24 protein-coding genes, 2 tRNA genes and 2 pseudogenes are annotated in these 23633 nt (G+C 72.2%); 16 read left to right on the forward strand and 12 right to left on the reverse strand.

Annotation, left to right across the window (positions count from 1 at the left end; genetic code table 11):
* Positions 1-12: 12 nt before the first annotated feature.
* Together WBK50_RS00125 and WBK50_RS00130 are read left to right on the forward strand one after the other, a co-directional pair.
* Positions 13-2037 (forward strand): M3 family metallopeptidase, encoded by a 2025-nt coding sequence (locus tag WBK50_RS00125; protein ID WP_341333652.1) that lies wholly within the window; start codon positions 13-15, stop codon positions 2035-2037.
* Between the two features lie 46 nt (positions 2038-2083).
* Positions 2084-3058, forward strand: coding sequence for an MsnO8 family LLM class oxidoreductase (locus tag WBK50_RS00130; protein ID WP_341339235.1), 975 nt, complete (start codon positions 2084-2086; stop codon positions 3056-3058).
* Here the strand turns inward: WBK50_RS00130 and WBK50_RS00135 are convergent.
* Positions 2952-4232, reverse strand: a complete 1281-nt coding sequence (locus tag WBK50_RS00135; RefSeq protein WP_341333653.1) for a benzoate/H(+) symporter BenE family transporter — start codon at positions 4230-4232, stop codon at positions 2952-2954. The genes WBK50_RS00130 and WBK50_RS00135 overlap by 107 nt on opposite strands.
* A gap of 65 nt (positions 4233-4297) precedes the next feature.
* Between WBK50_RS00135 and WBK50_RS00140 the strand changes: the two genes are divergently transcribed.
* Positions 4298-4942: an XRE family transcriptional regulator gene (locus tag WBK50_RS00140; protein ID WP_341333654.1), complete on the forward strand. Its 645-nt coding sequence runs from the start codon at positions 4298-4300 to the stop codon at positions 4940-4942.
* Positions 4943-5028: 86 nt separating this feature from the next.
* Positions 5029-5355: a hypothetical protein gene (locus WBK50_RS00145; RefSeq protein WP_341333655.1), complete on the forward strand. Its 327-nt coding sequence runs from the start codon at positions 5029-5031 to the stop codon at positions 5353-5355.
* Positions 5356-5399: 44 nt separating this feature from the next.
* On the opposite strand, the gene WBK50_RS00150 is transcribed toward WBK50_RS00145, so the two are convergent.
* Positions 5400-6323, reverse strand: coding sequence for a glycoside hydrolase family 16 protein (locus WBK50_RS00150; RefSeq protein ID WP_341333656.1), 924 nt, complete (start codon positions 6321-6323; stop codon positions 5400-5402).
* An 898-nt stretch (positions 6324-7221) separates the two neighbouring features.
* Here WBK50_RS00150 and WBK50_RS00155 point away from each other — a divergent pair.
* Positions 7222-7884 carry a response regulator transcription factor gene (locus tag WBK50_RS00155; RefSeq protein ID WP_341333657.1) on the forward strand — a complete coding sequence of 221 codons (663 nt, stop codon included), beginning with the start codon at positions 7222-7224 and terminating at the stop codon, positions 7882-7884.
* Between the two features lie 68 nt (positions 7885-7952).
* On the opposite strand, the gene WBK50_RS00160 is transcribed toward WBK50_RS00155, so the two are convergent.
* Positions 7953-8222 carry a GlsB/YeaQ/YmgE family stress response membrane protein gene (locus tag WBK50_RS00160; protein WP_341333658.1) on the reverse strand — a complete coding sequence of 90 codons (270 nt, stop codon included), beginning with the start codon at positions 8220-8222 and terminating at the stop codon, positions 7953-7955.
* Positions 8223-8484: 262 nt separating this feature from the next.
* Here WBK50_RS00160 and WBK50_RS00165 point away from each other — a divergent pair, with 262 nt between their 5' ends.
* Positions 8485-8766, forward strand: coding sequence for a GlsB/YeaQ/YmgE family stress response membrane protein (locus WBK50_RS00165; RefSeq protein WP_341333659.1), 282 nt, complete (start codon positions 8485-8487; stop codon positions 8764-8766).
* 69 nt (positions 8767-8835) lie between these two features.
* Here WBK50_RS00165 and WBK50_RS00170 read toward each other — a convergent pair whose 3' ends face one another.
* The gene (locus WBK50_RS00170) at positions 8836-9234 is read right to left on the reverse strand and encodes a DUF4870 domain-containing protein (RefSeq protein WP_341333660.1); all 399 of its coding nucleotides are present in this window, start codon (positions 9232-9234) and stop codon (positions 8836-8838) included.
* A 41-nt stretch (positions 9235-9275) separates the two neighbouring features.
* Complete coding sequence (hisC, locus tag WBK50_RS00175) at positions 9276-10328, reverse strand: histidinol-phosphate transaminase (RefSeq protein WP_341333661.1); 1053 nt, start codon at positions 10326-10328, stop codon at positions 9276-9278.
* 60 nt (positions 10329-10388) lie between these two features.
* Here hisC and WBK50_RS00180 point away from each other — a divergent pair, with 60 nt between their 5' ends.
* The 5 genes and pseudogenes from WBK50_RS00180 to WBK50_RS00200 form a co-directional block, all read left to right on the forward strand.
* Positions 10389-11087 carry a dienelactone hydrolase family protein gene (locus WBK50_RS00180; protein ID WP_341333662.1) on the forward strand — a complete coding sequence of 233 codons (699 nt, stop codon included), beginning with the start codon at positions 10389-10391 and terminating at the stop codon, positions 11085-11087.
* 89 nt (positions 11088-11176) lie between these two features.
* Positions 11177-11266: transfer RNA gene (locus WBK50_RS00185), tRNA-Ser, on the forward strand.
* A 58-nt stretch (positions 11267-11324) separates the two neighbouring features.
* Positions 11325-11397: transfer RNA gene (locus WBK50_RS00190), tRNA-Arg, on the forward strand.
* Positions 11398-11769: 372 nt separating this feature from the next.
* Positions 11770-13002 (forward strand): polysaccharide pyruvyl transferase family protein, encoded by a 1233-nt coding sequence (locus WBK50_RS00195; RefSeq protein WP_341333663.1) that lies wholly within the window; start codon positions 11770-11772, stop codon positions 13000-13002.
* A gap of 38 nt (positions 13003-13040) precedes the next feature.
* A pseudogene (locus WBK50_RS00200) lies at positions 13041-13214 on the forward strand (FAD-dependent oxidoreductase); the annotation flags it as partial.
* A 67-nt stretch (positions 13215-13281) separates the two neighbouring features.
* Here WBK50_RS00200 and WBK50_RS00205 read toward each other — a convergent pair.
* On the reverse strand, positions 13282-14589 hold the full coding sequence (locus tag WBK50_RS00205; RefSeq protein WP_341333664.1) for a DUF2252 domain-containing protein: 1308 nt from the start codon (positions 14587-14589) through the stop codon (positions 13282-13284).
* An 86-nt stretch (positions 14590-14675) separates the two neighbouring features.
* Positions 14676-15305, reverse strand: a complete 630-nt coding sequence (locus tag WBK50_RS00210; RefSeq protein ID WP_341333665.1) for a TetR/AcrR family transcriptional regulator — start codon at positions 15303-15305, stop codon at positions 14676-14678.
* 124 nt (positions 15306-15429) lie between these two features.
* On the opposite strand from WBK50_RS00210, the gene WBK50_RS00215 reads away from it, so the two are divergent.
* The 5 genes and pseudogenes from WBK50_RS00215 (at position 15430) to WBK50_RS00235 (ending at position 20149) form a co-directional block, all read left to right on the forward strand.
* Positions 15430-16230 (forward strand): enoyl-CoA hydratase-related protein, encoded by an 801-nt coding sequence (locus WBK50_RS00215; protein ID WP_297492800.1) that lies wholly within the window; start codon positions 15430-15432, stop codon positions 16228-16230.
* Between the two features lie 7 nt (positions 16231-16237).
* A pseudogene (locus tag WBK50_RS00220) lies at positions 16238-17347 on the forward strand (acyl-CoA dehydrogenase family protein); the annotation flags it as partial.
* Between the two features lie 66 nt (positions 17348-17413).
* Positions 17414-18169: an SDR family NAD(P)-dependent oxidoreductase gene (locus WBK50_RS00225; RefSeq protein ID WP_341339236.1), complete on the forward strand. Its 756-nt coding sequence runs from the start codon at positions 17414-17416 to the stop codon at positions 18167-18169.
* 11 nt (positions 18170-18180) lie between these two features.
* Entirely contained in the window at positions 18181-19791 is a 1611-nt protein-coding gene (locus WBK50_RS00230) for a cyclohexanecarboxylate-CoA ligase (RefSeq protein WP_341333666.1), read from the forward strand.
* 148 nt (positions 19792-19939) lie between these two features.
* On the forward strand, positions 19940-20149 hold the full coding sequence (locus tag WBK50_RS00235) for a hypothetical protein (RefSeq protein ID WP_341333667.1): 210 nt from the start codon (positions 19940-19942) through the stop codon (positions 20147-20149).
* A gap of 33 nt (positions 20150-20182) precedes the next feature.
* On the opposite strand, the gene ppk2 is transcribed toward WBK50_RS00235, so the two are convergent.
* The 5 genes from ppk2 to WBK50_RS00260 all read right to left on the reverse strand — a co-directional run bounded on the left by ppk2 (position 20183) and on the right by WBK50_RS00260 (position 23609).
* Entirely contained in the window at positions 20183-21028 is an 846-nt protein-coding gene (gene ppk2, locus WBK50_RS00240) for a polyphosphate kinase 2 (RefSeq protein WP_341333668.1), read from the reverse strand.
* A gap of 63 nt (positions 21029-21091) precedes the next feature.
* A complete protein-coding gene (locus WBK50_RS00245) occupies positions 21092-21574 on the reverse strand; it encodes a hypothetical protein (protein ID WP_341333669.1) in 483 nt (160 codons plus the stop codon).
* Between the two features lie 291 nt (positions 21575-21865).
* Positions 21866-22111, reverse strand: a complete 246-nt coding sequence (locus WBK50_RS00250; protein ID WP_341333670.1) for a hypothetical protein — start codon at positions 22109-22111, stop codon at positions 21866-21868.
* 122 nt (positions 22112-22233) lie between these two features.
* The gene (locus tag WBK50_RS00255; RefSeq protein WP_341333671.1) at positions 22234-22476 is read right to left on the reverse strand and encodes a hypothetical protein; all 243 of its coding nucleotides are present in this window, start codon (positions 22474-22476) and stop codon (positions 22234-22236) included.
* Between the two features lie 347 nt (positions 22477-22823).
* Entirely contained in the window at positions 22824-23609 is a 786-nt protein-coding gene (locus WBK50_RS00260) for an HAD family hydrolase (RefSeq protein WP_341333672.1), read from the reverse strand.
* Between the last annotated feature and the right edge of the window lie 24 nt (positions 23610-23633).

The raw sequence follows: 23633 nt of genomic DNA on the forward strand, positions 1-23633 counted from the left end.
TACCGTGGCCCGATGGCGCCCGAGAACCCGTTGCTCGCACCGAGCGAACTCCCGTACCGGCTCCCGGACTTCGCGGCGATCACCGACGAGCACTACCTCCCGGCCTTCGAACAGGGGATGGCGGAACAGCGCGCCGAGGTGGAGGCGATCCTCGAGTCGGGCCCGCCGACGTTCGCGAACACGATCGAGGCCCTGGAGCTCTCGGGGCAGACGCTCGCCCGCGTCTCCCGGGTCTTCTTCAGCCGGGCCGGTGCGCACACGACGCCGCGGATCGAGGAGGTCCGGGCCGCCGTCGCCCCGATGCTCGCCGCGCACGCGGACTCGATCTCGCTGGACCCGCGGCTGTTCGCGCGGATCGCCGCGCTCCACGCGCAGCGCGACGAGCTGGGGCTGGACCCCGAGTCCCACCGGCTGCTCGAGCGCCACCACACGGACGCCGTGCGGGCGGGGGCCGAGTTGGCAGATGCGGACAAGGAGCGGCTGCGGGAGCTGAACGCGGAGCTCTCGTCGCTCTCGACGACCTTCAGCGCGCGCCTGCTGGCCGGGGCCAACGCCGCGGCGGTGCACGTCGGGGACGTCGCCAGGCTCGACGGGCTCTCTCCCGGGGCGATCTCCGCCGCCGCGGCGGCCGCGACGGCTCGTGGGTACGGCAGCGGCTACCTGATCACGCTGGTGCTCCCGACCGGCCAGCCGGTGCTGGAGGCGCTGACGGACCGCGGGCTGCGCGAGGAGATCCACCGGGCGTCGATCGGGCGCGGCGCGACGGGGGACGAGAACGACACCCGGGACGTCGTGCTCCGGCTGGCCGCGCTGCGGGCCGAGCGGGCGGGGCTGCTGGGGCACCCGAGCCACGCGGCCTACGTCATCGAGGACAACACGGCGGGCTCGGTCGACGCCGTCGCCTCGATGCTCGCGGACCTCGTGCCCGCGGCGATGGCGAACGCGGACGTCGAGGCCGCGGAGCTGGCCGAGGCCGCCGGGCATCCGATCGAGCCGTGGGACTGGGCGTTCTACGCGGAGCAGGTGCGCCGCGAGCGCTACGAGGTCGACGCCGCCGCGCTCCGCCCGTACCTGGAGCTGGAGCGGGTGCTGCAGCACGGCGTCCTCCACGCGGCGGAGGAGCTGTACGGGATCCGGTTCCAGGAGCGCCACGACCTGCCGACCTACCACCCGGACGTCCGGTTCTGGGAGGTCTCCGACTCCGACGGCACGCCGCTCGGGCTCTACGGCGGGGACTACTTCGCCCGCGAGTCCAAGCGCGGCGGGGCGTGGATGAACGCGCTGGTCCCGCAGTCCGGGCTGCTCGGGACCCGGCCCGTGGTGATGAACACGCTGAACATCTCGAAGCCGGCCGAGGGCGAGCCGGCGCTGCTGACGATCGACGAGGTGCGCACGCTCTTCCACGAGTTCGGCCACGCGCTGCACGGGCTGTTCTCCGCCGTCCGGTACCCGACGTTCTCCGGGACGTCCGTACCGCGGGACTTCGTGGAGTTCCCGTCGCAGGTCAACGAGATGTGGCTGGAGCGCCCGGAGATCCTCGCCCGGTACGCGCGGCACCATCTCACCGGCGAGCCGCTGCCCGCCGAGCTGCTGGAGCGGCTGCTCGCGAGCCGCAGCTACGGCGAGGGCTTCCGGACCACGGAGTACCTTGCGGCGTCCCTGCTCGACCAGGCCTGGCACACGCTCGGCGCGGACGACGCCGTGGACGACGTGCTGACCTTCGAGGCCGAGGCGCTGCGCAAGGCGGGCATCGCCCACCCGCTCGTCCCGCCGCGCTACCGCAGCACGTACTTCAACCACGTGTTCGCGGGCGGCTACAGCGCGGGCTACTACTCCTACATCTGGTCGGAGGTGCTGGACGCGGACACCGTGGAGTGGTTCGAGGAGAACGGCGGTCTGCGCAGGGCGAACGGAGACCACTTCCGCCGCACGCTGCTCTCCCGGGGCGGCGCCGTCGACGCGATGGACGCCTACCGCGCCTTCCGCGGCCGGGACCCCGAGATCCGTCCGCTCCTCGTCCGTCGCAACCTCGCCTGATCGCAGGCACGCGAAATACCCCGGCTCGCCGGGGTCGTTGACGAGGGTGTGGCACCGGACGTCGAGCTTCTCCCTGCTCGACCGGTCCCGTACCCGGGCCGGCGAGCCGGACGACGCCGCGCTGCGGCACAGCGTCGCGCGGGCCGTCCGGGCCGAGGAGCTCGGCTACCACCGGTTCTGGGTCGCGGAGCACCACGGCGTCCCGGGGATCGCGTCCGGGAGCCCGCCCGTCCTGATCGCCGCCGCGGCCGCGCGCACGGAGCGGATCCGGCTCGGCTCCGGCGGCGTGATGCTGCCGAACCACCAGCCGCTCGTCGTCGCGGAGCAGTTCGCGATGCTGGAGGCGCTGTTCCCGGGCCGGATCGACCTCGGCGTCGGCCGTTCGCTCGGCTTCACCCCGCCGGTCCGGCGGGCCCTGCACGCGGCCACCACGGACACGTTCGCCGACGACCTCGCCGAGCTCCGCGCCTACCTCCGCGGCACCGCGCCGATCACCGCCCGGCCCCGGCTCGACCGGGACATCCCGGTGTTCGTCCTGGCCACGGGCAAGGGCCTGGCGGTCGCCGGGGACGCCGGGCTCCCGGTGGTGGTCGGCGGCCCGATCCTGTCCGACGACGCGCTCCGCCCGACGCTCGACGACTACCGTTCCCGCGTGCGCGCCGCCGGCGGCGAGCCGTACGTGGTCGTCTCCACGGACGTCCTGATCGCGGACTCGACCGAGGAGGCCCGCGAGCTCGCCCTGCCCGAGGCCTGGGCGATGGCCGCCTCCCGCACCACCGGCGAGTTCCCGGCCCTGGAGCCCGCGGAGCTCGGCCGGGACATGACGGTCCGTCAGCGCACCACCGTCGAACGCGTGATCGCGCGCACGGTCCACGGCACGGAGGACGCCGTCGCCGAGCAGCTCGACGACCTGGTCACCCGCGCCGGCGCGGACGAGCTGCTGGCCAGTTCCTCGACGTTCGACCGTGCCGCCCTCGCGGACTCCGACGCCCGCCTGGCCCGGCTCCTCCGTCGACGCTGACCTCCGCGGGGTCGTCGTGAGGGGTGGGTCCGCGGCGGCGGTGGAGGAGCAGGATCGCGCCGCCCGCGAGCAGGCCCCAGAAGGCGGAGCCGATCCCGGCGAAGCCGACGCCCGCGGCGGTCACCACGAACGTGACGACCGCGGCCTCCCGGCCCGACGGCTCCGCGACCGCGGACGAGACCGCCGCGGCCAGGGCGCCGAGCAGCGCCAGCCCCGCGACCGCCTCCACCAGCACCGGCGGCGACAGGAGGAGGAGCGCCGTCGCCAGGCCCGCGCCCAGCCCGAGGACCGCGAGCCCGATCCCGGCGGTGATCGAGGCGATCCAGCGGCGGTCCGGGTCCGGGCCGGCGTCGGGGCCCGCGGCGAGGGCGGCGCTGATCGCGGCCAGGTTCACCGCGTGCCCGCCGAAGGGGGCGCCCGCGAGCGTCGCCAGCCCGGTCGAGACGAGGATGCCGCGGAGCTTCGGGCGGAACCCGAACTGCGCCAGGACGGCCATCCCCGGGACGTTCTGCGAGGCCATCGTGACCAGGAACAGCGGCAGCCCGATGCTCACCAGCGTCGCGGCGTCGAAGGTCGGGGCCGTCCACTCCAGCCGCGGGGCGACGGCCATCCCGGACAGCCCCGCGCCGGTCAGCGCGATCCCGGCGACCGCGACGACGAGCGCCCCCGGCACCGCCCACGGCCGCGCGAAGCGGGTCAGCAGCGCCCAGACGACGATCACCGGCGCGGCGACGAGCGGGACGTCGTGCAGGGCCCGGACGGGGGCCAGGCACAGGTCGAGGAGCACGCCGGCGAGCATCGCCGACGCGAGCGGGGCCGGGATGGCCGCGATCAGCCGTCCGAGCGGCCGGACCAGCCCCGCGACGACGATCAGCGCGCCGCACAGCAGGAACGCCCCTTCCGCCGCGGCGAACCCGCCGGCCGGTGTCCCCGCGGAGATCAGCAGTGCGGCACCGGGCGTCGACCAGGCGATGCTGATCGGCTTCCGCGTCCGCAGCCCGAGCACGACAGCCACGATCCCGGACCCGAGGCACACCGCGAGCAGCCCGGACGCGGCCTGGCCCTCGCTCGCCCCCGCCGCGCGCAGGCCCGTGAGCACCACGGTGAACGCGCCGCCGAACCCGACCAGCGCCGTCACCACCCCGGCCAGCAGCGGCCGCGCCACGCCCCGCACGAGAACTCCCGTCGACCGAGCCTGTTCCGTAAACGGAACGATCGTCGGTGCGGGACGATAGCCGCGTGGACGCCGCCGGAGCAAACGACCTCGCCGGAGTGCAGGGCTCGGCCGGGCCCGCGCTCCCGGACGGTTCCGGGCACGTCGGACCCCGGGTACGGGCGCTACGGGAGGAGCGCGGACTGTCCCTCTCCGCGCTGGCCCGGCGTGCGTCCGTCGGCAAGGCGACCCTCTCGGGCCTCGAGGCCGGCACCCGCAACCCGACGCTCGACACGCTGCACTCGGTCGCGGCCGCCCTCGGCGTGCCGCTCACCGCGATCGTCTCCGGTGCCCGGGGATCCGCGTCGCAGGCCGGCGGCCGGATCCGGGGGGCCGCCGTCCACATGGAACTGCTGAAGGTCTTCGAGGACGGTCCGGTCACCTACGAGCTCTTCCGGATGCGGATCCCCGCCGGGGCCGCGCAGACCTCACCCGCGCACCACGCGGGGGTCACCGAGCACGTGACCGTGTTCTCCGGGACCCTGCGGTTCGGCCCGCCGGACGCCTCCCGGGAGGTGACGGCCGGCGGGTACGGCGAGTGGTCGGCGGACGTGCCGCACGGTTACGCCGCCGTCGGCACCGAGGACGTCGACGCGAGCCTGGTGATCCGCTACCCGCGCACGCGGGCGTGCCCCGGCCGGGAACCGGACGGTGTCGATCGCCGGTCCTGACCTGCGCAAAGATCGCCGAGCGGCGTTAACGCGGCACTCTCGCCATCCGAGTAGCAGCTAGGAGCGCACGGCAAACGGAGCACGCCATGACCTCGATGACCGCCCCCACCTCGGCCGTGGACCCCGTCCACGTCGACGAGACGCCGACCGAGTGGATCCCGATCCAGCGCGCGCGGGACCGTGTCACGGTGGACTGGGCCGCCAACGCCGCCCGCACCCGTCGGCGCCGGTGGGCGCGGCGCGGGAGGGCCGTCCTGGCGGTGTTGGTCCTGCTCGCCCTGGCGGCAGCCGGCCTCGTCCTCTGGCGGGCGACGTCCGGCGGGGACTGGAGCGCCCCGGCGCTCCGGCGTCAGGTGTGGGCCCCGGTGTCGGACTGGGTCTCCGCCCGCCTGCCCGGGAACCAGGAGTGGTGACGACGGGGCCCGCCCCCGGCGCGCGGCGGCCCCACCCGTCACCCTCATCTGTAGACGCGCATCCAGTCCACGAACATCTCGGTCGGTGCGGGGGAGCCGCCGTCCGGGAAGTAGTCCAGCTGGATGGTCGGGTGCATCTTGCCGGGGGGCAGGGTGTTCCCGGCGGTGCTCTCGAAGACCTGTCTGCCGTCGATGAAGCCGCGCACCGCGTCCGGCGTCCACTCGACCGCGTAGTTGTGCCACTGCGTGATGTCGAGGGGTGTCTTCGCGGACTTCTGCTGGTTCGACGAGCTGTAGTGCAGGAAGAACGACACGTCGTCCGCCGCGCTGTTCGTCTCGGCGAAGTCGACCTCGCCGCCCTCGGGCCACGACATGTCCGTCGGCCAGAGGATCAGCACCGGGTGGTACTGCTTGTCCCCGGCCGGGAACTTCGCCCGCATCTCCCACTTGCCGTACCGCTGGCCGGTGTCCCAGGCCATGCCGCCGGTGTTGCCGTCGGAGTCACCGCGGATCACGAGCGCGCCGTTCCGGACGCTGATCGCGTCCGGGGTGCGACGCCCGTTCCCGGCGTGTCCGGCGCCGTCGTACGTGCCCCAGCGGTCGCTCAGGCCGCCGTTGAACTCGTCGCCGCCGACGAGCTGCCAGCCCTTGGCCGTGGCCGCCTGGATGCCGTCGCCGATGGACACGGGCGCCGCGGGCCGGTTGGTGGCCGCGCGGCCGGAGCCGGTGGCGGGTGCGTTCGTGGTGGCGGGCGGGCGTGTCGTGGTCGTGGCGCGCTCACGCGCGGCCTTCGCGGCGTCCGCCAGCGCGGACGAGCCGATCGCCTCCTGCGCGGTGCTCGTGGGCGGCGCGGCGGTCGTCGTGTCCTGTCGTGCCTGCGCGGTGTCCGAGGAGACGAGCGCGGCCGCGAGGTCCGGGTCCTCGTCCGACGGGCCGGCGAAGGTCAGGACGACGGTCGCGACGAGCACGGCCGCGGCCCCGACGGCCAGCGGCGCGAGCCGGCGCAGCGAGGACCGGTGGGTCGGCGAGTGATCCGCCTCGACGAGCGTGCCCTCGGCCTCCCGGGTCGCGCGCGAACGGGGGTGGGACGAACCGCGACGGCGCGACGCCCGCCGGGTTCCGGTGCGGCGGGACGTCCGGTTCCGGGTGGCCCGCTCGGGGTCGTCCTCGTGCGCAGCGTCCTCGGCGGCCAGGGGAGCTCGGCGTCCGGGAGGAGCGCGACCGTCGTGGGGAGCGGGTCGTGCACGGGGAGGGCGGTGGCGGGGAGCCGGTCGTGCGTGGGGAGTTCCTGCGCGGGGAGGTCGATCGCGGGGAGGTCGATCGCGGGGAACTCGTCCGTCGGGGGAGGGGGGCCGTCGTGTCCGCCGGGCGCCGGGGGAGCCTCGGGGAGGCGGCGCATCGAGGGGATCGGGGAACCGACGGGCGACGGCGGGGCTTCGGGGGAGCCACGTCTATGTCGTCCCGGGTGCACAGGCGGGGAGCTGTGCTCTGCTGAGATCCGGGCGACCAGTTCCATCGGGTCGATCCGTTCCTCAGCAGCGGAGGGTTTCCGTCGCATGGTGGGGAACCCTAAGTTGCCTAGTAGCGATCACTCACCCTTCCTGAGAGGAGTGGTTGCGCAGCCGCGCCGACAGGTCGTTCTTGGCGCCGGAGCGTGACAACCTGTGCCGCTTCGAGTTGATCTTTAGGCCTTTCGGAGTAATCGGGCTCTCAGGTCGGACCGCTCATCGTGTCCGGTGGGCCCGTTCGACCGTTAGCTGATTGTGACCGACGGTCGGTAACGACATGCTGTCCCGGATGCTCCCCGTCGCTCCCCCGGGGGGACCGTCCGCGCTCGTACCGACACAGGCGTCGGCCCGATCGTCCGTGCCCCCCTACGCCCCCGTCCTGCTGGCGCTGCCCCCCACCGCGGCGTCGGCCTCCGTCCTGCGCAGTCTCCGTGCGGAGAACATGCGCGTCGATCTGATCACCGACGGCATCGCCGTGCTCGACGCCGTGCGCGCCGAGCACCCGGCGCTGCTGGTGCTCGACGTCGAGCTGCCCGGGCCCGACCATGCCGCGGTCCTCGCGGCCGTGCACTCCGAGGCGCCCGGCGTCCCGGTCGTCGCGATCACCCCGCGCGAACGTCGCGCGTCGCTGCTCGGCCAGTTGCGCAGCGACCGCGACGACTACCTGCTGCGCCCCTTCGCCGTCGACGAGCTGTCCGCGCGGATCCGCCTGCGCCTGCGGCTCGCCGTCACGATGGGCCACACCGTGTTCCGCCGCGGCGACCTGGAGGTGGACACCGAGTTCGGCGAGGTGACCGTCGACGGTCAGTCCGTCGCGTTGTCCCCCACCGAGTTCGCCCTGCTCACCGCCCTGCTCGCCGAGCCCGGCGAGACGATCTCGCACGACCGGCTGGCCCGCGAGGTCTGGCGTGAGCCGGCGTCGGCGAACCTCGTGCAGGTCTACATCGGCTACCTGCGCCGCAAGATCGGCCCGGAGCGCATCCGGACGGTCCGCGGGGCGGGATACGTGCTGGAGGGCTGAAAGACCCCTGACGGACGGGAACGGCCGCCCCGGAGTCCCGGAGCGGCCGTTCCCGTGAACGCCCGAGGTCAGGCGTGCGTCCTGCGACGGCCGATGACCAGGCGGTAGATGCCGAGCAGGATCAGCGCGCCGACCAGCGCGATCAGCCAGGTGCGGATGTCGAAGAACCCGCCCGTGCCGACGCCGAAGGCCGCCGAGCTGATCCAGCCGCCGAGCAGACCGCCCACGACGCCGATGAGGCACGTGACGATGATCCCGCCCGGGTCCTTGCCGGGCATGATGAGCTTCGCCAGCGCTCCCACGACCAGGCCGACGACGATCCAGCCGATGATTCCCACGGTTCCTCCTCCGCTACCCCGAACGGCCGGGGCGACTGGAGATCCAGTGCCCCGTCCCCATCTCGGGCAAACGCGGGCACCGGCCACTTCCTCCCGGCTCGGCGGCGGACCTCCGGGTTACCGCAGGTCACCCTGGCGAGGAACGTCGTATAACACTTCGGCCGCGGCGCCTGTCCGGCCTGTCGTCGCCGACCACGACGTGTTAGGCAGGGCGCCTCACGGGCAGCGACGGGGTTCTGCCCGGCAGACAGCAGGGGGTTCGATGAACTTCGGTTTCTGGGGCATCATCTGGACGATCATCATCGGGCTCGTGCTCGGTGTCCTCGGACGGCTCATCCTTCCGGGGAAGCAGGACATCCCGATCTGGCTGACCATCCTCGCCGGCGTCGTGGCCTCGATCGTCGGCTACCTGATCGCCGGTGCGCTGGGCGTCGCCACGACCAACGGCGTGGACTGGATCGAGCTCATCATCAAGATCGTGCTCGCCGTGGCGGCGGTCTACGCGGCCACCGCGCTCTACGGCCGGCGTGGCGTGAGGAGCTAGCCGACACGACGACATGAGGGCCCCGGACCGGAGCGGACAGGTCCGGGGCCCCTCGTCGTTCCAGGACCTCTACCGCACGAACCGGACGGTCAACGGGTAGCGGTAGTCCCGCCCCGACGACGCCCGAACCGTCGCCGTGATCACGCACACCAGGTAGAACAGCCCGTAGAGCGGAAGCAGGACCAGCCCGATCCCGACGAAGATCAGCAGGTAGAACACCACGGTGTAGAACAGGGCGTTGATCTGGAAGTTCAGCGACTCGACGGCGTGGCGGCGCACGAACGCCGAGTCGTTGCCCTTGGCCAGGAGCACGACCAGGGGCGCGAAGAGGCCGAGCGCGAACCAGGCCGAGACGAAGCTCAGGATGTGGGCGGACATCGCCCAGTTCCGCTCGTCGGCCCGCGCTTCGACCGTGCCGAAGCGTCGGGTCGGTTCCCAGGGGCCGTCGGGCGGCGGAGACGCGCTCATCTCCCCATTCAACCGCAGGTCGGTGTGCCCGTGCGGGTGCTTCAGGGAGCGAACGCCAGTACCGCCTCGAGCAGCCGGTCGTTCTCCTCGGGGGAGCTGACCGTGACCCGCACGCCGTCGGGGTGGAACGGTCGCACGATCACCTTGTGCTCGCCGCAGTGCCGCGCGAAGTCCGCGGTCCTCTCGCCGAGCGCCAGCCAGACGAAGTTCGCCTGCGTCGCCGGCACCGTGTACCCGGCCGCGACCAGCGCCTCCCGCACCCGGACCCGCTCGCCCACGACCTCCTTGCACGCGGACAGCAGCTCGGAGGCGTGGTCGAGGGCGGCGATCGCCCCGGCCTGGGCCACCGAGCTGATGCTGAACGGCACGCAGACCTTGCGCAGCGCCGTCGCGACATCCGGGGCGGTGACCGCGTATCCGACACGAAGCCCGGCGAGTCGGTAGGCCTTGGAGAACGTCCGGAGCACGACGAGGTTCGGGTGCGCCTCGAGCAGCCGCGTCCCGTCGACGGCCTCGGGGTCCATCACGTACTCGAAGTACGCCTCGTCCAGCGCCACCAGCACGTCCGGTCCGACGGCGGCGAGGAACCGCTCGAACTCCGCGCGGTGCACCACGGTGCCGGTCGGGTTGTTCGGGCTGCAGACGAAGATCAGCCGGGTGTTCGGCGTGACCGCGGCCGCCATCGCGTCGAGGTCGTGACGGAAGTCCCCGTCCAACGGGATCGTGACGGCCCGGGCGTTCCCGATCTGGGTGACGATCGGGTACGCCTCGAACGAGCGCCAGGCGAACATCACCTCGTCCGTGGTCTCCCGGCAGCTGATCTGCACCAGCTGCTGGCAGAGGCTGACCGAACCGCAGCCGACGGCGATCCGCTCCGTGCCGACGCCCAGCTCCGTGGCCAGCCGCTCGGTGAGCGCGACCGCCGCGAGGTCCGGGTAGCGGTTGCCCCCGGCGGCGGCCTCGGCGATGGCGGCCAGCACCGCCGCCGGCGGCGGGATCGGCACCTCGTTGCTCGCCAGCTTGATCGCCCCGGGCACGGCGCGGCCGGGCACGTAGGCGGGCAGGCTGTCGAGGTCGGGGCGGATCGACGTCATGTCCGTCACGGTAGACGGCCCCGGCCCGCCGTCGGACCACCGAGGTGGAAGGCTGCGCGCATGACCGAGATCCGCACCGAGACCGTCCCGCTGGTCGACGGCAGTGAACTCCGGCTCACCGTCGCCCAGCCCGACGGCCCGGTGCGCGGCGGCGTCGTCGTGCTCCACGAGGCACGGGGTGTCACCGACGCCGTGCGTCGCCTCGTGTCGGGCATCGCGGGAGACGGTTGGCTCACCGTTGCGCCGCACCTGTACCACCGCGACGGCGCCGACGAGCTGCACGCGAGCGACGAGCAGGTCGCCGACCAGGTCCGCCGGCTCGACGGCGAGCAGGTCATGGCGGACACCGACACCGCGTTCGGCTGGCTCGTCGAGCACGACGTCACCCCGGACCGGATGGGCGTCATCGGCTTCGACCTGGGCGGCACCGTCGCGCTGCTCGTGGCGGCGAGCCGGACCCTGGGCGCCGCGGTGACCGTCGGCGGGACCGGGACCACCGAGCCGCTGTCGGACTCCTTCCCGTCGCTCGTCAGCGCCGCGGCCGAGGTCACCTGCCCCTGGTTGGGCATCTACGGCGAACCTGCGGACGGCAGCGAAGACCCGGCGCTGGAGCAGTTGAAGGACGCCGCGGACGGGGCCGGCGTCGCGACGAACCTGGTCATCTACCCCGGGTCCGGGCACCGCTTCGACTCCGAGCCCGGTTCCGCCGGGGACGCCTGGCAGCGGATGCTCAACTGGTTCGACTCACACCTGCGTTGATCAGCAACGACGGCATTTGGCCGACCCCGGTGAAATGCCTCGACGGGCTTGTGTAGTCTTGGCATCGCTGGCGGCCGAGACTGGCCCCGGGAGGCTTCGCCTAGTCTGGTCTATGGCGCCGCACTGCTAATGCGGTTTGGGGTAACCCCCCATCCCGGGTTCAAATCCCGGAGCCTCCGCGCCGACGAGGCCGACTCCCGGGTCGGACTCGAAAGTCGGTACAACTGAACAACGCACGCGCCCGTAGCTCAACGGATAGAGCATCTGACTACGGATCAGAAGGTTAGGGGTTCGAATCCCTTCGGGCGCACAAGATCGATACCAACCCTGACCGGCGAGAGCGGTCAGGGTTGATTCGTTTTCCGGGGACGTCGGTCGATCTGGATCCGGGCACGGCCGACGCCGGGTCGCCGGGGCGTCGCGCCGGGAGATTCGCGTCGCACCCTGCGCACTCGAACCAACCGGCCACCCCGACCCGCCAGGGCGAATCGGCGCGTGAAGTTCCCCCTGTCAGAGCGCGCCGGACGGCTCGCGGGCTCGTCACGATGGTGTGCACAGCCCCTTTCCCGCAGGAGGAGTCCATGCCCCGACACCCACCGCCACCTCGCCGTGGCACGCGCGCCGAGACCCGCGCCCAGCCGGTCCTCACCTCCCATGACCTCGACCAGACGGGCTCCGCGGGGTGAGCGCGCCGTTCCCGTCGGGCAGGCGCCACGAGGCGGGGGACTTCGCGACGGGCACTGCGCGCGCGCCGGGCCTCGATCGCGGCCTCACCGTCGGCGTGATCGGCTCGTACGGCGGGCTCAACGTCGGTGACGAGGCGATCCTCACCTCGGTGCTGGCCGGGGTGCGCGTGTTGCGGCCGCAGGTGCGGCTGGTCGTGTTCAGCCGCAACGCCGAGCACACCCGGCTGCACCACCGGCCCGATGAGGTGGTGGGCCTGGAGCAGGCCGACCGCCGGCGGGTCGCCGAGGCCGTGGCCGGGCTGGACCTGCTCGTGCTCGGCGGAGGCGGGATCCTCTACGACGGTGAGTGCAGCCGCTACCTGCGGGTCGTACAGGCCGCACACGCCGCCGGCGTGCCGGTGTTCGTGCACGCCGTCGGCGCCGGACCACTGCACGATCCGGGGGACTGCGCGCTGGTCCGCAACGCCCTGGACGGTGTGGCGGACCTCCTCGTCCGAGACGGTGAGTCCAAGAAGGTGCTGGAGGAGGCGGGCGTCGACGCCGAGATCAGCGTGACCGCGGATCCGGCGCTGCTCCTGCAGCCGATCCGCTTCCCCCGGGAACGGCTGGACCGGGGCGGGATCTCCTCCGACGTCTGGCTGGTCGGCGTCTCCGTGCGCGAGCCGGGGCGCGCCGCCGAGTTCCTCGACGAGGACGGCTACCACGCCCTGCTGGCGGTGGTGTCGGACTTCCTGGTGCACCGGCTGGACGCGCAGGTGGTCTTCCTGTCGATGGAGGAGGACGACCTCCGGCACTCCCACGGGGTGCTGGCCCGGATGACCGATCCGAGCCGCGGCCGCGTCCTGCACGGTCCGTACCAGCCCGGCGAGGTGCTCGGGCTGATGGACCACCTGCATCTCGTGGTCGGGATGCGGCTGCACATCCTGATCTTCGCGGCGATGGCCGGGGTGCCGTTCCTGCCACTGCCCTACGCAGGCAAGGTCTTCGACTTCGCCTGCGCCGCCGGTGCCCCCGCGTTGCGCGGCATGCGCCGGGAGCACGCCGGGCCGTTGCTGGCGGAGCTGGACCGGCTGTGGGACGAGCGGCCCGAGCGGCTGGGCGTCGTGCGGCGGCGGATGGTGCGGCTGACCGAGAGCGCCCAGCTCACCCGGGACCGGCTCGGGCACCTGCTCGACACGCTCGACCCGCGGCCGTCGCTGACCGGGATCGGCCACGACGGAGCCTTCTGATGCCGCCGCTGCCGCGCCCCGCGCACCACACCGAGGTGATGCTGCCCCCCGGACCGTGTGCTCGCCGCCAACACGGACGTGCTCGTCGTGGGTGGGGGCCCGCCGGCTTCGGGGCGGCGGTGGCGGCCGCCGATGCCGGTGCGGAGGTCGTGCTCGTCGAGCGCTACGGCATCCTCGGCGGCAACGCGACGGTCGCCCTCGTCATGCCGCCGACCGAGAGGGCAGCCGGGGCACGTCGCGGGGCGGCCATGGCCGGAGTGTACGCAGGCCAGAGGCCTTTCAGCCGCTCGCCGACACGCCCGGGACCCGACCTTCCCGGAACGCGTCGACGAACAGGGCATGGTCCTCCCGGACCTGCGCGGCGTAGGTGTGGGCGAAGTCGACGACCCAGGCCACGAACTCGTCCTCCCGGCCGGCGACGACCCGGGTGATCGCGTCCTCGGTCTGGAAGTCGACGAGCGAGTGGTCCGCGTCCGAGTCCGCGACGCAGTGCGCCTTCGCCGTCGCCCGGCCCAGGTACTCCACGACCGGGCCGATCTCGTCCGGCTCGGTGAGCTCGGACCAGTCCAGGTCCGCCTCGTACGGCGAGACCTCGCTGACGACGAACCCGACGCCGTCGAGGTCCGTCCAGCCGAGCATCCGGTCCGCGTGGGCCTGCAGCGCGCGCTGGGAGACCGCGGTGCGGTGGCCGTGGTGCTCGAAGTGCCCGGCGACGTCCGGATCGGTGACCACCCGGGACGGCGCTGCGACGTTGCCCTGCTTCATCGAGACGACGACGTCGTTGTCCAGCGCCTGGTTGAAGCCCTCCACGAGCACCGTGTACGCGGGCAGCCCGGCGCTGCCGATCCCGAACCCGGACTTCCCGGCCATGTCCTTGATCGAGTAGGTGACGCCCGGGTAGCGCTTGCCCTCCGGGATCGTCTCGACGTACCGGGCGAACGCCTCGGCGGCCTTCTCCCGCTCGGCGTCGTCGAGGCGGCGCAGGCCCGGGCCGTCGCGCAGGATCCTGTCGAAGCCCTCGGTCTCGGTGAGGCGGTCCAGCAGCGCGACGCGGGTGCGCAGTTTCGCGAGCTCGAGGACCTGGTGCACGGGCCCGTCCGTGGTGTCCAGGCGTAGGGCGAAGCTGCGGTCGTCCGTCGTCTCGACGAACCGGCGGACCTGGTCGAGGTAGGCGCGGACGTACCGCTCGACCAGGCCCGAGATGTGCGCGTCCGAGATCGCCTTGCGCCAGCCCAGCAGCGCCAGGCTGGCCGCGAACCGGGTGACGTCCCAGGTGAAGTGGCCGACGTAGGCCTCGTCGAAGTCGTTGACGTCGAAGATCAGGACGCCGTCGCCGTCCATGTAGGTGCCGAAGTTCTCGGCGTGCAGGTCACCCTGGATCCAGATCCGGCTCGTGCGCTCGTCCGCCCACGGGTCGTCCCGCTCCGCGACGTCGGCGTAGAAGAGGCAGGCGCTGCCCCGGTAGAACGCGAACGGGTCCGCGGCCATCTTCCGGAACTTCGTGCGGAAGGCCGCGGGGTCCGCGGCCATCAGGTCGTCGAACGCGGTGACGAGCGTGTCGACGATGCGTTCGGAGCGGTCGGTCATGGTGTCGATGATGTCCCGGCCGCGGGGTGCGCGGCCAGGGCGCCGTCGGGTCGGTGGGGTCCATGTGCACGGCGTCGAGGGCCGGCTCAGGGCTCCTGGCCGACCAACATCATCAGCGTGTCCGCGAGCCGGTCGATCGCCTCGTCGAGGGCCGGGCCGCCGAGCCCTTCGCACCACACCGGGGCCTGCGACATCGAAGCGTGCATGCACTGTAGGACCGTGCCCACGTCCGTCACCCGGAACTCGCCCGTGGCCACGCCCTCCTCCACGACCCGGCGGAACAGCCCGTCGTGACGCCCGCGCAGCTCCTTGATCCGCTCCTTCTGGTCCTGCGGCCACTCCCGCGGCACGAGGAACAGGCCCAGGGCCGCCGGGTACTCGCGGACGGCGATGGTGGTGTGCTCGCGGAGCAGGGCGCGCAGCCGGTCCGCCGGCGAACCGGCCCGGGCTGCGGGCAGGTTCTCCAGCCGCGACGTCCACTCGTTGCCGAGGGTCTCGATCGCGGCCGTGCCCAGGGCGTCCTTGCTGGCGAAGTAGTAGTAGAGCGAGCCCTTCGTGACGTCGAGCCGTTCCGCCACGTCCTCCAGGCTCACCGCGGCGTAGCCGCGCTCGCCGAAGAGCTCCGCCGCCGCGGTCAGGATCTCCTGGATCCGCCGCCCCCGCTTGCGCTCGATCCGGCTGACGGGTTCGTCGCCGACAGCCTGGTCCGTGCCCATCGCCGGCCCCTCTCGTCCGCGATTTCACCGCAGGGTACTACTTCGGCTCGCGATTCAGCTATTGACTTCAGGGTCAAAGTTCTGCACGGTGGGGCGCGTACCGAACGACGAAGGGGCCGACGACGTGGCACAGGACTACGAGGACATCACCTACGAGATCGACGGCCCCGCCGCCGTGATCACGATGAACCGGCCGCAGCGCTACAACGCCTTCCGCGGTCGCACGGTCGATGAGCTGATCAAGGCCTTCCGCTCGGCGTGGGCGGACGACCGGGTCCACGCGATCATCCTGACCGGCGCGGGGGACAAGGCGTTCTGCACCGGCGGCGACGTGAAGCAGCGTGCGGAGACCGGGGACTACGGGCCCACCGAGAGCGGCATGTTCGAGATCGGCTACCTGCACAAGCTGATCCGGGACATCCCCAAGCCGGTGATCGCGGCCGTCAACGGCCTCGCGATCGGCGGCGGGCACGTGCTGCACGTGCTGTGCGACGTCTCCATCGCCGCGGACACCGCGCGGTTCGGCCAGACCGGCCCGAAGGTCGGCTCGTTCGACGCGGGGTTCGGCACCGCCTACCTGGCCCGGGTCGTCGGGGAGAAGAAGGCGCGCGAGATCTGGTTCTGGTGCCGCCAGTACAGCGCGGAGGAGGCCGAGCGGATGGGCCTCGTGAACGCCGTCGTGCCCGCGGCCGAGCTGATGGACGAGGCGAAGCGCTGGGCCGCCGAGGTCGCGGAGAAGAGCCCGACGGCGATCCGGTTCCTCAAGCAGTCCTTCAATGCGGACACCGACCACCAGGCGGGCTTGAGCAACCTCGCGATGTCCGCCCTGAACCTGTTCACCGACTCCGCCGAGGGCCGGGAGGGCGCCGCGGCGTTCGCCGAGAAGCGTCCGCCCGAGTTCGCCAAGCACGTCGTCTCGCACTGAGGCCGGCGTGGACTTCGAGCGCACCGACGTCCAGGACAGGTACTGCGAGCGGGCCCGGACGGTCGCGGAGAAGAAGCTGCTCCCGGGGTACGCGGCCCGCGAGCGGGACGGCCGGATCGAGCCGGAGCTGCGCCGGGAGATCGGCGGGCTGGGCCTGATCGCGCCGGAGATCCCCGTCGAGCTGGGCGGGCAGGGGGTCGATCGGCTGACCAGCGGAATGATCACCGAGGAGATCGGCCGCGGGGACATCAACGTCGCGTACCTGCAGGTCGTCGGCTCGCTCGTCGCACAGATCATCACCGGCAACGCCCGGCCGGAGCTCGCGCAGCACTGGGTGCCGAAGATCTGCGCCGGCGATGAGATCGTCGGCATCGGGCTCACCGAACCGCACGCGGGCTCGGACGCGGGGATGCCGAGGCTGACCGCCCGCCGCGACGGCGACTTCTACGTGCTCGACGGCGTCAAGTCCCTGTCGTTCGGCGCCGACGCCGCGGCTGTCGTGGTCTTCGCCCGCACCGGGCCGTCGGAGAAGCGCGGGAAGGACATCTCCGCCTTCCTCGTGCCCCTGGACCTGCCCGGCGTCACCCGCGAGGCGTACTCGGACATGGGGACGAGGGCCGTCGGCCGCGGCGCCGTCCATCTGGACGGCGTCCGGATCCCGGCCGACCATCTGCTCGGCGCCGAGGGACGCGGGTTCACCCAGGTCATGCAGGGCTTCGACTTCAGCCGCGCGCTGATCGGGCTGCAGTGCCTGGGCTCGGCCCAGCAGACCCTCGACGAGACGTGGCGCTACGTCGGCGAGCGCGAGGCGTTCGACCGGCCGTTGAGCACGAACCAGGGCGTCGCCTTCCCGCTGGCCGAGGCCGAGACGCTGCTGAGCGCGGCGCGGCTGCTCTGCCACCAGACGTTGTGGCTCAAGGACGCCGGGCTGCCGCACACCTCGCAGGCCGCGATGTGCAAGTGGTGGGCGCCGAAGACCGCCTACGACGTCATCAACCAGTGCCTCCTGCTGCACGGCCAGTACGGCTACCGCACCGAGCTGCCGATCGAGCAGCGGCTCCGGGACGTGCTCGGCCTGCAGATCGGTGACGGCACCGCCCAGATCATGAAGCTCGTGATCGCCCGGCAGCGCCTGGGCCGCGAGCTCGCCCCTGACCAGCTCGAACCGGTGAACGGGAGAGACATGCCCACCCTCCAGGACAAGATCGCCATCGTGACCGGCGCCGGTCAGGGCATCGGCCGCGCCATCGCCGAGAAGCTCGCGGCCGAGGGCGCCACGGTCGTCGTGTCGGACATCAACGAGACCACCGCGAAGGAGACCGCGGACGCGATCGGCGCCGGAGGGAATACAGCACTGGGAATCCGCGCGGACGTGACGGACCGGGACTCGGTCGACGCCCTCGTCGAGCAGGCGCACGCGCAGTTCGGCCGGATCGACGTGCTGGTCAACAACGCCGGCTGGGACAAGGCGAGCCCGTTCGTGGACTCGGACCCGGCGGACTGGGACCGGGTCATCGCGATCAACCTCTACGGCGTCCTGCACACCTGCAAGGCGGTCCTGCCGATCATGGCCGAGCAGGGCTACGGGTCCGTGGTCAACCTGGCGTCGGACGCCGGCCGGGTCGGCTCGTCCGGGGAGGCCGTGTACTCGGCGGCGAAGGGCGGCGTCATCGCCTTCACCAAGACGATCGCGCGCGAGATGGCCCGCCACCAGGTCCGGGCCAACGTCGTGTGCCCGGGCCCGACGGACACGGCGCTCTTCGCCTCGATGGGCGGGGACAACCCGAAGCTCCGCGAGGGGCTGACCAGGGCGATCCCGTTCCGCCGGCTCGCCCAGCCCGCGGACCTCGCCGGGATGGTCGCGTTCTTCGCCTCGGACGAGGCCTCGTACATCACCGGCCAGACCGTCAGCGTCAGCGGCGGCCTCACCATGAGTTAGTGAGGAGAACGATGGCGTTCGAGACGATCCTCACCGACGAGCAGAAGACGCGGTACGCCGGCTACTGGCGGGACCGCGTCATCACGGACTTCCTGGACGAGGCCGCCGCGGCCACGCCGGACAAGGTCGCGTTCGTCGACCCCCGGCGCCGCGTGACCTACGGCGAGCTGCGTCGGGAGGTCGACCGGTGCGCCCTCGGCCTGCGCGAGCTCGGCGTCGGCCCGGGCGACGTGGTGTCCTTCCAGCTGCCGAACTGGATCGAGTGGATCCTCGTGCACTACGCGGCGAGCCGGATCGGCGCGATCAGCAACCCGCTCATCCCGATCTACCGCGAGCGCGAGCTCCGCTTCATGGTCGGGCTGGCGAAGTCCAAGGTCATCGTCGTACCGAGCGCGTTCCGCGGGTTCGACCACGCCGGCATGATCGACAAGCTGCGGGAGGACTGGCCGGCGCTGGAGCACGTGCTGGTCGTCGGCGACGGGGGGTCGTGGAACGAGTTCGCGGCGACCCCGTGGGAGGAGCGTCGGGATCCGGCCGAGCTGGCCGACCTGCGGCCGGACCCGGACGACGTCACGCTGCTGATCTTCACCTCGGGCACCACCGGCGAGCCCAAGGGCGTCATGCACACCCACAACACGGCCGTTGCGGCGAACGACCCGCTGCCGGAACGCCTGGGGATCACCGCCGACACGGTGTTCCACATGGCCTCGACGCTCGCGCACCTGACCGGGTTCCTCTACGGCGCGCGGCTCGCGGTGCAGAACGGTGCGACGGCGATCCTGCAGGACGTGTGGGACCCGTCCCGGTTCGTCGAGCTCGTCGAGGAGCACGGCATCACCTACACCTCGGCGGCCACGCCGTTCCTGCACGACACCCTGAACGCGCCGAACCTCGCGGAGCACGATCTCTCGTCGCTCACCCGGTTCTGCTGCATGGGTGCCCCGATCCCGCGGGCGATCGTCCGGCAGGCGCGGGAGAAGCTGCCGGATCTGGTGGTGCTCGGCGGCTGGGGGCAGAGCGAGGACGCGCTGGTCACCCTCGGCATCCCGGGGGACCCCGACGACAAGCTGATCGACACCGACGGCTATCCGTGGCCCGGCATGGAAATCCGGGCCGTCGACCCCGAGGGCACCGAGGTCCCGCCCGGCACCGAGGGCCGGCTGCAGGTCACCGGCCCCTTCCTGTTCGTCGGCTACGCCGAGCGGCTCGAGATGACCCGCGAGGGCTTCGACGGCGAGTGGTTCGACACCGGTGACCTGGCCACGATCGACGCGGACGGCTATCTGAGCATTTCCGGCCGCACCAAGGACGTGATCATCCGCGGTGGGGAGAACATCCCCGTCGCGTACGTCGAGAACGTCCTCTACGAGCACCCCGCGATCGCCGAGGTCGCGGTCGTCGGGTTGCCGGACCCGCGGCTGCAGGAGCGCGCGTGCGCGTGCGTCGTGCCCGCCGCGGGCCAGGAGCTCACGTTCGTCGGGATGCAGGACTTCCTCGCCGGGAAGGGCGTGGCCAGGCAGTACTGGCCCGAACGTCTCGAGATCCTGCCCGAGCTGCCGAGAACCGCCAGCGGCAAGATCCAGAAGTTCAAGCTCCGCGAGGAGATCGGGGGCACCGCCTAGAGGTGTCTACCCGGCCGCGGCGGCGATCGCCGCCGCGAGCTCGGCCGGCTTCGTCAGCATCGGGCCGTGGCCGGCGCGATCTCCACGACGGACGTCGCGTCGGGGAGCCCCGCGGGTGATCCGGTCTACTGTGGAGACCGAGCCGGCAATGCTGTTCGTGCAGGTCAGCGCTCGATCAGGGCCGCTCGGCGAGCGGTGTGCGTACCTTGCATCGTGGTCGGCCGAATCGTTCCTGTCCGCCTTCTCGATCGCGTCGTTCGCGAGCGTCGGTTCGGTGCTCAGCGCGGCGTCGGAGCGGCCGATCTTGTCGTGGCGGGCCAGCAAGGCGATCCTCTCGGGGCCGCCGGGTGAGGTGTAGAGCCGGAGCAGTCCGCGCCCGTGTCGGCGGCCGCTACGCGGTCAGTGACGCCGCATGGTCCGGCACCGACCGCGACACCTCGCGCGGAGGCCGCTGGTAACCGCGGCCCTCGGGGCGCTCGGGGATCGAGAGTTGCGGACGTTCGACCGGCTGCCAGGGAACGCTCGAGAGCAGGTGGTGGATCATGTTCAGCCGGGCGTTGCGCTTGTCCTCGGCCTCCACGACGAACCACGGCGACGTGTCCGTGTCGGTGTGCGCCAGCATGTCGTCCTTGGCCTGGGAGTAGTCGTCCCAGCGCGTGATCGACTCCAGGTCCATCGGTGAGAGCTTCCACTGCTTGAGCGGATTCCCGAGGCGGTCGCGGAATCGTCGCTCCTGCTCACGGTCGCTGACCGAGAACCAGTACTTGCGCAACAGGATGCCGTCCTCGATCAGCAGGTTCTCGAAGATCGGGGTCTGCCGCATGAAGCGTTCGTACTCCTGAGGCGTGCAGAACCCCATGACCCGCTCGACACCGGCGCGGTTGTACCAGCTGCGGTCCAGGAGCACGATCTCGCCGGCCGCCGGCAGGTGGTCGATATAGCGCTGGAAGTACCACTGCGTCCGTTCCCGTTCGGTCGGTGCCGGAAGTGCGACGATCCGGCAGATCCGGGGGTTGAGGTGCGCGGAGACCCGCTGGATCGTGCCCCCCTTCCCTGCGGCGTCCCGGCCTTCGAAGATCACGACGAGGCGGGTGCCGGTGACTTTCACCCATTCCTGCATCTGGACCAGGTCACCCTGCAGCCGGAGCAGTTCCCGTTCGTAGACAGCTTTGGGGACCCGCTCGGACTTCTCGGGACGGGACTTCGTTCCTGGTGTGCTGCCGCTCGATCTCGCCATTGGCGAAGTCTCACATTTCCGCCGTACGACGAGAAGCGATTCGCCGCTGCATCGCTCCCGTCGTCAGAGACCCCGGGCCCAGCCGGCGAGCCGCTCGACGTTGCGCGCGTTGACGCCGTGGTCGACCAGCGTCCAGGGCATCGCAGACCTGCTCGTGATCGTGACGTCCGTGGCGAAGCCGAACCTCTGCGCCGCCGTGATCTCGATCCGCTCGCCCCAGCTCCGCCAGGACATGCCGACCCGGAGAGCGAGCGTGCCCGCCTCGGGATCGATCGAGGTGACCTCGGCCCGGGGGAGGGCCGCGGCCGCTCCGGCACCGCGACGCAGCACCTCGGCGGCGGGGACCCCGACGGGGATCGTCGCTCTCGCGACGCCGGCCCGGCCCGTGGTCTCCGTGCCGAGGGTCCGGCGCTCTCCCCGGAGTTGCATGCCGCCGAGGACCAGCGACATCGCCCTCCCGAAGAACACTCCCGCGACGACCGCGGCGACGGCGATGATCCCCAGCCCGCCCGGCCCCGGGGGAGGGTGCCGGCGAGGGTGAACCACGCGCCCCAGAGGACAGCGAACGGGATTCCGGTCGCCAGGGCGAGCCGCAGGTGCGAACGGCGGCGCGGGCCGGCCGGGGCGGGTCCGGGACGAAGGGTCATGGCCGCTCCTCGATCGGGGCCCCTGCTCGGGGCGGGATGGAGGAAGCGTGCTGGCCGGAGCCTCGGCGGGCCATGGGGTGTCCCCTGCCGCGTACGAGGGCGCGCCCCGTCCGGCAGAGTGCCGGCCCCGGAGACGGGCTCGGCCCGGCCGGCGTACACCGGTCGGGCCGAGCGGGGCCGGTCCGCGTGATCAGAGGATGAAGAGCATCTCCTGGTAGGTCGGCAGCGGCCACAGGTCGTCCGCCACGATCCCCTCGAGGGTGTCCGCGGCCGCGCGCACCGCGGCCATGGCCGCGGTGCGCCTCGTTCTGCGCGTGCTCGGCCTCGGCGAGGGCGGTCTCGCCCGCGTCCGCCGCGAGGGCCCCCTGAGCTCGGCGAGCGCCGCGCGCAGGGCGGTCAGCGGCTCCGTGACCTCGGCGAGGCTCGCGGTCTCCACCTCGACCCCGGCGGCCTTGAGGGCCCCGATGTTGGTCGCGACCTCGCTCTGGTGGCGGACCGCGGCCGGCAGGATCGAGGTGGTGCCGACCTCCGAGGTCAGCCGCGCCTCGACGCCGATCGTCAGCGCGACTGCTCCAGGCCGACCTCGTAGCGGCTGTGCATCTCGCGGTGGTTGAAGACCTTGTACTTCTCGAACAGGTCCATCGCCGACTCGGTGACGAGCTCGGGCAGCGCGTCGAGCGTCGTGCGCAGGTTCGGCAGCCCGCGGTCGGCGGCCTCGATCTGCCACTTGTCCGAGTAGCCGTCGCCGTTGAACACCACCGCGCCGTGGGTGGTGATGATCTGGGTCAGGAGGTTCTGCACCGCGGTGTCGAACTCGGTCCCGTCGGCGACCGCGTTCTCCAGCGTCGTGGCGCAGTGGTCGGAACGCTACGAAGCCCCTGTGGCCAGGGTGTTTCCGGCGCGTGAGGGGCGAGGTCCGGCTACGAGCGTTCCTCAGCGGGGTGCCGGACGGACCAGCTGCGACGTCCCCCGGACGGACGCAGGGCCACGTACGTCCGGAGCAGCGCTCGCCGCAGACGATCTCGGGCGCTCGCCCGCAGGCGCTCGTCGGGCCGGGCCGGCGTCACGGCACCCTTCTACGCGACGCGCGGCGCGACGGTCGCAGAATTCAGGAGCGCCCCCGGGCCGACGGTCCCGGGCCGGGGCAGCTACTTCGCGACCAGCTCGTGCCGGCGCAGGGCGTCCACGTCGATCTCGTCCAGGGACCTGACGACGATGTCCGCGCCCTGGGCCGCGAGGGCGTCGAAGTCGTCCGCCCGCGAGACCCCCACCGCCGCCATCCCGCCGGCCTTGGCGGCCTGGATCCCGCTCACGGCGTCCTCCACCACGAACACCTGCGCCGGGGCGTAGCCGAGCTCGTCGGCGGCGGTCAGGAAGATCTCGGGGTGCGGCTTGCCGTGGGCGAAGTCCCGGCCGGAGATGTCGACGTCGAAGGCGTCGAGCAGGGTCAGGCGGGGCGTCAGGAAGTCGTAGGAGAGGCCTTCCTGCTCCGCGAACGTGTCCAGCCGGATCTGCCGGAGGAACAGCCCGGCGTTCTTCGACGAGGACGCCGCCGCGATGCGCAGCCCGGCGTCCTTGCAGGCCAGGACGAACCGCAGCGCATCCGGGTAGGCGCGGAAGTCACCGTCCTCGATCAGCTTCACCAGGATGTCCTGTTTGTGCGCTCCGTAGACGTCCGCCCGGCTCTCGGCGTCCGGCACGTCGAAGTACTGCAGGGCCGCCAGCGCCCCCGCCCGGCGCGGCTTGCCGGACATCTGCTCCTGGTAGACCTGCGAGGTGAAGGCCTCCGGCGACCAGCTCGTGGACGGTGCGACGTCCGCCCACTCGCCCTCCATGAGCTCGCGCAGGGAGTCCTTCCAGGCGCGTTCGTGGGGTGAGTCGACCAGCACCCCGTCGACGTCGAAGATCGCTCCGGAGAATCCGTCACCCGTCATGGGGGCTTCCTACCCCAAGATCGG

The sequence above is a fragment of the Pseudonocardia sp. T1-2H genome (assembly GCF_038039215.1).
Taxonomy (GTDB): domain Bacteria; phylum Actinomycetota; class Actinomycetes; order Mycobacteriales; family Pseudonocardiaceae; genus Pseudonocardia.

Coding starts and splice junctions, on each gene's coding strand:
- WBK50_RS00125 (WP_341333652.1), top strand. CDS start 13: ATGGCGCCCGAGAACCCGTTGCTCGCACCGAGCGAACTCCCGTACCGG.
- WBK50_RS00145 (WP_341333655.1), top strand. CDS start 5,029: ATGACCTCGATGACCGCCCCCACCTCGGCCGTGGACCCCGTCCACGTC.
- WBK50_RS00165 (WP_341333659.1), top strand. CDS start 8,485: ATGAACTTCGGTTTCTGGGGCATCATCTGGACGATCATCATCGGGCTC.
- WBK50_RS00170 (WP_341333660.1), bottom strand. CDS start 9,234: ATGAGCGCGTCTCCGCCGCCCGACGGCCCCTGGGAACCGACCCGACGC.
- hisC (WP_341333661.1), bottom strand. CDS start 10,328: ATGACGTCGATCCGCCCCGACCTCGACAGCCTGCCCGCCTACGTGCCC.
- WBK50_RS00180 (WP_341333662.1), top strand. CDS start 10,389: ATGACCGAGATCCGCACCGAGACCGTCCCGCTGGTCGACGGCAGTGAA.
- WBK50_RS00205 (WP_341333664.1), bottom strand. CDS start 14,589: ATGACCGACCGCTCCGAACGCATCGTCGACACGCTCGTCACCGCGTTC.
- WBK50_RS00210 (WP_341333665.1), bottom strand. CDS start 15,305: ATGGGCACGGACCAGGCTGTCGGCGACGAACCCGTCAGCCGGATCGAG.
- WBK50_RS00225 (WP_341339236.1), top strand. CDS start 17,414: ATGCCCACCCTCCAGGACAAGATCGCCATCGTGACCGGCGCCGGTCAG.
- WBK50_RS00230 (WP_341333666.1), top strand. CDS start 18,181: ATGGCGTTCGAGACGATCCTCACCGACGAGCAGAAGACGCGGTACGCC.
- WBK50_RS00235 (WP_341333667.1), top strand. CDS start 19,940: ATGCTGTTCGTGCAGGTCAGCGCTCGATCAGGGCCGCTCGGCGAGCGG.
- ppk2 (WP_341333668.1), bottom strand. CDS start 21,028: ATGGCGAGATCGAGCGGCAGCACACCAGGAACGAAGTCCCGTCCCGAG.
- WBK50_RS00260 (WP_341333672.1), bottom strand. CDS start 23,609: ATGACGGGTGACGGATTCTCCGGAGCGATCTTCGACGTCGACGGGGTG.